Origin of the sequence: Streptomyces sp. NPDC002580 (assembly GCF_042889485.1) — a bacterium.
GTDB lineage: Bacteria > Actinomycetota > Actinomycetes > Streptomycetales > Streptomycetaceae > Streptomyces.
The window spans coordinates 38,942-46,169 of sequence record NZ_JBIAQZ010000022.1 but is presented as its reverse complement, the minus strand read 5'-3'; the positions used below and the strand labels follow the sequence as shown (position 1 = coordinate 46,169).

6 protein-coding genes and 1 pseudogene are annotated in these 7,228 nt (G+C 69.8%); 6 read left to right on the top strand and 1 reads right to left on the bottom strand.

Annotated elements, in window-relative coordinates:
- Positions 1–229: 229 nt before the first annotated feature.
- Together ACFYW7_RS37690 and ACFYW7_RS37685 are read left to right on the top strand one after the other, a co-directional pair.
- Positions 230–589 (top strand): annotated as a pseudogene (locus ACFYW7_RS37690) (DUF5995 family protein); the annotation flags it as partial.
- Between the two features lie 49 nt (positions 590–638).
- Positions 639–869 carry a hypothetical protein gene (locus tag ACFYW7_RS37685; RefSeq protein ID WP_389510989.1) on the top strand — a complete coding sequence of 77 codons (231 nt, stop codon included), beginning with the start codon at positions 639–641 and terminating at the stop codon, positions 867–869.
- Positions 870–1,004: 135 nt separating this feature from the next.
- Here ACFYW7_RS37685 and ACFYW7_RS37680 read toward each other — a convergent pair whose 3' ends face one another.
- On the bottom strand, positions 1,005–1,343 hold the full coding sequence (locus tag ACFYW7_RS37680) for a thioredoxin family protein (RefSeq protein ID WP_389510985.1): 339 nt from the start codon (positions 1,341–1,343) through the stop codon (positions 1,005–1,007).
- 808 nt (positions 1,344–2,151) lie between these two features.
- Between ACFYW7_RS37680 and ACFYW7_RS37675 the strand changes: the two genes are divergently transcribed.
- The 4 genes from ACFYW7_RS37675 (at position 2,152) to pntB (ending at position 6,896) form a co-directional block, all read left to right on the top strand.
- Complete coding sequence (locus ACFYW7_RS37675; RefSeq protein ID WP_389510983.1) at positions 2,152–2,796, top strand: dihydrofolate reductase family protein; 645 nt, start codon at positions 2,152–2,154, stop codon at positions 2,794–2,796.
- Positions 2,797–2,876: 80 nt separating this feature from the next.
- A complete protein-coding gene (locus tag ACFYW7_RS37670) occupies positions 2,877–3,539 on the top strand; it encodes a hypothetical protein (protein WP_389510981.1) in 663 nt (220 codons plus the stop codon).
- A gap of 339 nt (positions 3,540–3,878) precedes the next feature.
- On the top strand, positions 3,879–5,435 hold the full coding sequence (locus ACFYW7_RS37665; RefSeq protein ID WP_389510979.1) for a Re/Si-specific NAD(P)(+) transhydrogenase subunit alpha: 1,557 nt from the start codon (positions 3,879–3,881) through the stop codon (positions 5,433–5,435).
- A gap of 6 nt (positions 5,436–5,441) precedes the next feature.
- Positions 5,442–6,896, top strand: coding sequence for a Re/Si-specific NAD(P)(+) transhydrogenase subunit beta (pntB, locus tag ACFYW7_RS37660; RefSeq protein WP_389510976.1), 1,455 nt, complete (start codon positions 5,442–5,444; stop codon positions 6,894–6,896).
- The last annotated feature ends 332 nt before the right edge of the window (positions 6,897–7,228 follow it).

The window sequence follows — 7,228 nt, the reverse complement described above, 5'->3', positions numbered from 1 at the left end:
GCCTGGCGGTGCAGCGGCTGCGGTACCGAGCATGATCGTGACCTCAATGCATCGCGTGTGATCCTCGCCGCCGGGCAGGCGGAGAGGCTAAACGCTCCTGGAGGGCCGGTCAGCCCTGGCGCGGAAAACCCGTGTCAGGCACAGCCCGTTGAACGGGGAACCCACCCGAAGGCCCAGCCGGTGACCACCGGCAGGCAGGCGGGAATCCCCGTCCTTTAGGGCGGGGAGGATGTCAAAGCCGGATGGTGCCATCCGGCACCGACAGCGGGGTCGGCCCCGCTCTCGCGTCGGCACCGGCGCCGACGTCCGGCGCCGCGCACGTGGTGAGCGGCGTCGTGACCGGAGCGGACCGCGGTGTCGGCGCGTGGCGTTCGGGCTGCTCGAAGAATCCGAGACCGTCATCGTCCAGCACCTGCTGCTCGGGGTGAACGCGCACATCGACCCCGACCTGGCCATAGCCGCCGCGCGGACCACGCCGGGCAAGGCCATCAACCCGTTGCGACGCGACTTCCTGCTGATCAACGACATCCTCGCGCGGGTGGTCCTGGGGGTGGAGGACTCGGTCGGCGCCCTGTCGCCGCTCATGTCGTTGCTGGGTCAGGTCGGAGGCCGCGCCGACGAGCGGATCCTCGACTTCAGTGTCCGCTCAGTCCCGGGAAGAGGCCTGGTACGACGCCGTCCTGCTCGCCGGCCAGCACGAGGCGGAGCGCGAGGCCGGCATCGAGCGGCTCGACGTCCGGGCCGCCGTACCGGCGCGCCTGACAGCGCGGCCCGGCGGACTCGTCCGGCCCGCTCTCCATCTGATCCGGAGCACCGGGAGTGACGACGTGCCGGCCGTCATCACTCATCTCGACAACGCGATGGCGTAAACCCGCGACCCGGCAGGGCGGGTGAGGCTCGAGCGGTGCGCCCGTGCTTGCGCCTGTCACAGGGCGTGCCTCTCACGCCGCCGGGGTCGACCCAGCTGGGCGCCGACGCCGCGGCCACAGCGCCGCGGCCGCCGTTCAGAGGTGGCCCTCCAGGAGATTCCGTACCTCGGCGTCGGTCATGAGCCCCGTGCCGTGCGCCACCGCCTCCCCCTCCTTCAGCAGGACGCAGGACGGGGCTCCGGTGATCCCGTACCGCTCCGTGGCGGCGGGACAGCGCGTGATGTCGGTACGGACGACCGTGAGGCGAGCCTTGTACTCGTCGGCGATGCCGCCTACGACGAGGTCCATGGCCCGGCAGGGTTCGATCGCCTTGGGCCATGTCCCGGTGAAGTAGGCGAGGACCGGGACTCCGCTCATCTTGAGGATGAAATCGAACTCCGCGTCCTCACGGGGTTGGTGAACCGGCTTCGCCATGGAAGCTCCTGACCTCGCGTTCCGTCATTCCATCCCCATCATCCCCCGCGCGGTACGGCAGGCCGACCTCGTCGGTCGCCCGGCCGACCTGCCGGGACGGAGGGAAGGGACCGGCTGCGACCGGTCATGGTCGCGTGCTCTCGTGGTCGCCCGACAGCCCACCGGCGGAGCCGTCGGCAGGGTGACGGCTTTCGCCCGCTTCAAGTGGTGGGCGGCGGCGCAGCCCAAAGGCATCGCCTCTCGGACCGCAGCCGTTCTCGCCGATGGGGCGATCTGGGACCTCCCCGCCGCGATCACTTTCCAGGTCGACCAGCGAGCTGCTGGAAACGGCTCCTTGCCTGGGGCGTCGACGTCCGCGGTCCGCACCGGCGGCATCCGGGTGTGGCGCGCTTGGATTTCCGGGGGCGTTCAGGCACGGTGCCGGGAGGCGGGCGTGGCGGAGTCGGCCAGGGTCCGGAGGCTGACCGACCAGGAGGACCGGCGGGTGCAGACGATCGTGCGCCGGGGCAGCACCGGTTCGGTGCGATGCCGACGGGCGGTGATGCGGGGTCTCGCCTCCGACGCGCTCGGACCCCTGGGCGTGCGGCCAAGCGGCGGATCCTGCCAGCCGAACAACGTCGCCCCACCCGCGTCCCGGCGGCCTTCCGCGGCGTCCACCACGTGCCCCGCGTGCATAGCTGCCTCCTGGTCGGCGACGCCATCCTGTCGAGCGTCGAACAGTCCAGCCGCTGACCGGTCACGGACACAGCGATGAGTTCTCCCCGCCCGGAGAGTCTCACCACCGCCATCGACAACACAGGAGGAACACGTGGCTCAGCTACTGCGAGTCCAGAACTTCAGCATCTCGCGTGACGGGTTCGGCGCCGGTGAGCACCAGAGCCTCGAGCGACCGTTCGGTCACGCCGAGCCCGGTGACTTGCTCGCCTGGGCCTTCCCCACGGCGAGCTGGAACCTTCGCACGGACCCTGACGGAAGCCGCGGCCTCGACGACTACTTCACCCGCGACTACGACCGCAACATCGGAGCCGAGATCATGGGCCGCAACAAGTTCGGCCCCCAACGCGGTCCCTGGCAGGACTACGAGTGGCGCGGCTGGTGGGGTGACGAGCCCCCGTTCCACACCCCCGTGTTCGTCATGACCCACCACGAGCGTCCCTCGTTCACCCTCTCCGACACTACGTTCCACTTCGTCGACGCGGACCCGGCCACGGCCCTCGAACAAGCGCGGGACGCGGCGCGGGGCAAGGACGTCCGACTCGGCGGCGGGGCCACCACCATCCGGCAGTTCCTCGACGCCGACCTCGTCGACACCCTGCACATCGTGGTCTCACCGGTGGAGCTCGGATCGGGAACACGACTCTGGCATTCCCCCGATGAACTGCTCGACCGGTTCCACCTCGAGATCGTGCCCAGCCCGAGCGGCGTGATCCACCACCTGTTCTGGCGGAAGTGACCCGGGGACACACCAGGCTGACCGTCTCCGACATGATCCGCCCTTCAAGCGCTAGAGTGTTCGACCGGCCATCTGGGGGGATGGACATGTGGAAAACGCGGACCTGTCTGGTCGTAGGAGCCCTGCTCGTTTCCGTGACCTCGTGCTCCGGCTCGACCGAACCGGGCGGACCGGCTCCAGCCTCGCCCTCTGCGCGGACCGCTTCACCTGAGAGGGCGACGGTCAACGAGAAGGGCGTCGACGCGGCGCGAAAGGCGCTGTTCTCCGAACCGAGCACGATGGGCAGGAACGCGCCCGACGCGCAAGGGCCGCTGCTGGCCGCCAGCAACCGCCGTGCGGCCCTGTTCGTCTGGGAGACGCGGGACGGACGGTTCTGTCACGGCTTCTCGAACGGTGGCGGCGCCTCCGTCGTCGGCTGCGACACGAATCCCCGGAAGGTCGGCGAAAACCCTCGACTCGTGTCTCTGCTGACCACGGCGACCATCGGCTGGAACGTCGTGTTCGGCGCCGAACACGAGCTGGCGGATTCCGTCACCTGCAACGGCGTAGCGGTGGACGTGCGCAGGGTCGGCGTCATGGCCGACGGGCAACGCACCATCTACGCGGTCGAGTTCCCCGACCTGACGAGCGGCACGGTCGACGTGAGGGTGATACGTGGGAAGGCGACGGCTGAGGAGCAGGTCAAACTGCTGCCCGGCACCGACACGGACACGGACGCAGACGTGCTGCGGTGCGGCTCGTGACCTGAGTCGACGTCGTGATGGCAGTGGGCGGACCCGCGGCCGTCGGCCGCGCCCGGAACTCGGCACATCGAGTGACCTGAAGTCGACAGCCCTGCGTCACGGCACCCGTCCCGAAAGGCGTAAAGACACCCCCTGAGCCGGCCGAACCGTCGTGACACACGGCTCGGCGGTCCCTGTCGACGTGTTGTCGGCGACAGTCCTCGCGTGAAACAAGTCACGGTCGTGCGCTGTGCCGAACAGCCTGCTCGACCATGTAAGTTCCTGCGTCCAAGGGGTGCGGACTCCCCCTGATCACCCATTCGTGCCAGCACAACTGCGCCCCCTCAGGGAGACATCGCCATGCCCGCACAAGAATCGGCCCACCACCCGCCCCAGCACATCGGAGTGGTGGCCGAGTCCACTCCCGGGGAGACACGTGTCGCGGCGACGCCCGCCACAGTGCGCCAGTTGGTGGGGCTGGGCTACGAGGTCGTCGTCGAGTCGGACGCCGGCACGGCGTCGGGCTTCACGGACGACGCCTACGGCGAGGCGGGGGCGCGGATAGGCGACGCCTGGCAGGCGGACGTCGTACTGAAGGTCAACTCCCCCTCGCCCGGCGAGATCGCGCGCGTGCCCGACGGTGCGACGCTGATCGGGCTGATCAGCCCGGCCCAGCGGCCGGACCTCCTCACGGAGCTCGCGAGCCGGCCCATCACCGTACTGGCCCTGGACGCGGTACCGCGGATCTCGCGAGCGCAGTCGATGGACGTGCTCAGCTCCATGGCCAACATCGCCGGCTACCGCGCCGTGATCGAGGCGGCGCACGTGTTCGGGCGCTTCTTCACCGGCCAGGTGACGGCGGCGGGCAAGGTCCCGCCCGCGAAGGTGCTGGTGGCGGGCGCCGGTGTGGCCGGGCTGGCCGCGATCGGCGCCGCCTCCAGTCTCGGCGCGATCGTCCGGGCGACCGATCCGCGTCCGGAAGTGGCGGACCAGGTGCGGTCGTTGGGCGGCGAGTACCTCGCGGTGAACGTCGCGCAGGAGGAGAGCACCGACGGCTACGCCAAGGCGACGTCCGACGACTACGACCGCGCCGCCGCCGAGATGTACCACGGGCAGGCGAAGGACGTGGACATCGTCATCACCACCGCGCTGATCCCGGGCCGCCCCGCCCCGCGCCTGCTCACGGCCGAGGACGTGGCGGCGATGAAGCCCGGCAGCGTCATCGTCGACATGGCCGCCGCCCAGGGTGGCAACGTCGCGGGAACCGTCGCGGGCCGCACCGTGGTCACGGACAACGACGTCACCATCATCGGTTACACCGACCTCACGTCCCGGCTGCCGACGCAGGCCTCACAGCTGTTCGGCACCAACCTGGTGAACCTGCTCAAGCTGCTGACGCCCGGCAAGGACGGTCGCCTCGTCCTCGACTTCGACGACGTCGTCCAGCGGGCGGTAACCGTGGTGCGCGAGGGTGAGATCACCTGGCCCCCGCCACCCGTCTCCGTCTCGGCCCCGGCCGCGGCGCAGCCCGCCCCCGTGGCAGCGGCCCCGCAGCCGAAGGAGTCACGGCTCACCCCGGCGGCCCGGTTCGGTCTGATCGGCGCCGGCATGCTGGCGATGTTCGCCCTGGTCGCCTTCGCGCCGGCGCAACTCGCGGCGAACTTCACGGTGTTCACGCTGGCGGTGGTGATCGGCTACTACGTCATCGGCAAGGTGCACCACGCGTTGCACACGCCGCTGATGTCGGTCACCAACGCGATCTCCGGGATCGTGGTGATCGGAGCGCTGCTGCAGATCGGGCACGAGAGCGCGGTCGTCACCACGCTCTCGTTCGTGGCGATCCTGCTGACGAGCGTGAACATCTTCGGCGGCTTCGCCGTCACCCGCCGCATGCTGTCCATGTTCTCGAAGGGCTGAGCCGCAATGACTTCCACCACAGCCTCCCACGCCGCGGACCTGGTCGCCGCCCTGCTGTTCATCCTCAGCCTGGCGGGGCTGTCCCAGCACCGCACCTCTCGTGCCGGTGTCGTGTACGGCATCGCCGGCATGGCCCTCGCGCTGGTCGCCACCGTCGTGCTCGCCGCACAGAGCATCACCGCGGGCGCGGTCACGCTGATCGTCGTCGCGATGGTGCTCGGCGCGGCGATCGGCGTCTGGCGGGCCCGGCAGGTCGAGATGACCCAGATGCCCGAGCTGATCGCCGTGCTGCACAGCTTCGTCGGTCTCGCCGCGGTGCTGGTGGGCTGGAACAGCTATCTGGAGGTCGAGGCGCACGGGGCCGCGCAGACGCATGTCACGGCCGATCTGCTGGAGATCCACCACGCGGAGGTGTTCATCGGGATCTTCATCGGTGCGGTCACCTTCACCGGCTCGATCGTCGCGTTCCTCAAGCTGTCGGCGCGCATCAAGTCCCGTCCGCTGGTTCTGCCGGGCAAGAACGCGCTCAACGTCGCGGCGCTGGTGGCGTTCGTGGCGCTGACGGTCTGGTTCACGATCAGTCCGAGTCTCGGTCTGACGATCGCCGTCACCGTGCTCGCGCTCGTCCTGGGCTGGCACCTCGTCGCCTCGATCGGCGGCGGCGACATGCCCGTCGTGGTCTCCATGCTCAACAGCTACTCCGGCTGGGCGGCGGCGGCAGCGGGATTCCTGCTCGACAACAACCTGCTGATCGTCACGGGCGCGCTGGTCGGATCCTCGGGTGCCTACCTGTCCTTCATCATGTGCAAGGCGATGAACCGGTCCTTCTTCTCGGTCATCGCGGGCGGATTCGGCATCGAGGCACCCGCCGCCGGGGACGAGGAGCAGGGTGAGCACCGCGAGATCCACGCCCAGGAGGTGGCCGAACTCCTGACGCAGGCCCGGTCCGTCGTCATCACCCCCGGCTACGGCATGGCCGTGGCACAGGCGCAGCACCCGGTCGCCGAGCTGACGCGTCAGCTGCGGGAGCGCGGTGTGGAGGTCCGCTTCGGCGTCCACCCCGTGGCGGGCCGTCTGCCCGGGCACATGAACGTGCTGCTGGCCGAGGCCAAGGTGCCGTACGACATCGTGCTGGAGATGGACGAGATCAACGACGACCTCGCCGACACCTCGGTCGTCCTGGTCATCGGCGCCAACGACACCGTGAACCCGGCCGCGATGGAGGACCCCGGCAGTCCGATCGCGGGCATGCCGGTGCTGCGGGTGTGGGAGGCGGAGCAGGTCGTCGTCTTCAAGCGCTCCATGGCCTCCGGCTACGCGGGCGTGCAGAACCCGCTGTTCTTCCGCGAGAACAGCGGCATGCTCTTCGGCGATGCCAAGCAGAGTGTCGAGGAGATCCTTCGCGCGCTCGCCTCCGACCCGCGCAGTCAGGCGTCGAGCGAGGCCGCCCTCGCCCGCTGAGACCCGTACTCGGGCGGCCCGTTCCCGCTTCACGCGCGACCGCGCTGCCCTCTGTGTGCCGGTTTTCCGGCACGGCCCACCGGCTGCCACGCACGCACTTCGCGTACGGGGCCGCCGGTGGGCCGTGTCGTTTCCCGCCCCGTCCCGGAGACCGCGTTCCCCGGAGTGATTGCCCGGCACACCGAATACAACCCTGGGCGAACTTCGGATGTCTTCTTGGTGAGTGCCAGGGGGTTCGCCTTCACCGCGCTGTCCGACGAGGGGACCTCACATGGATCCGTGCCGCTGCGTCGGGCGCGACCGCGTCACGGCCCTCCCCCGAACTCCGTGGC

What these genes read in the sequence shown, in the direction of transcription:
- pntB (WP_389510976.1), top strand. Translation starts at nt 5,442, where the DNA reads ATGACTTCCACCACAGCCTCCCACGCCGCGGACCTGGTCGCCGCCCTG.
- ACFYW7_RS37665 (WP_389510979.1), top strand. Translation starts at nt 3,879, where the DNA reads ATGCCCGCACAAGAATCGGCCCACCACCCGCCCCAGCACATCGGAGTG.
- ACFYW7_RS37680 (WP_389510985.1), bottom strand. Translation starts at nt 1,343, where the DNA reads ATGGCGAAGCCGGTTCACCAACCCCGTGAGGACGCGGAGTTCGATTTC.
- ACFYW7_RS37670 (WP_389510981.1), top strand. Translation starts at nt 2,877, where the DNA reads ATGGACATGTGGAAAACGCGGACCTGTCTGGTCGTAGGAGCCCTGCTC.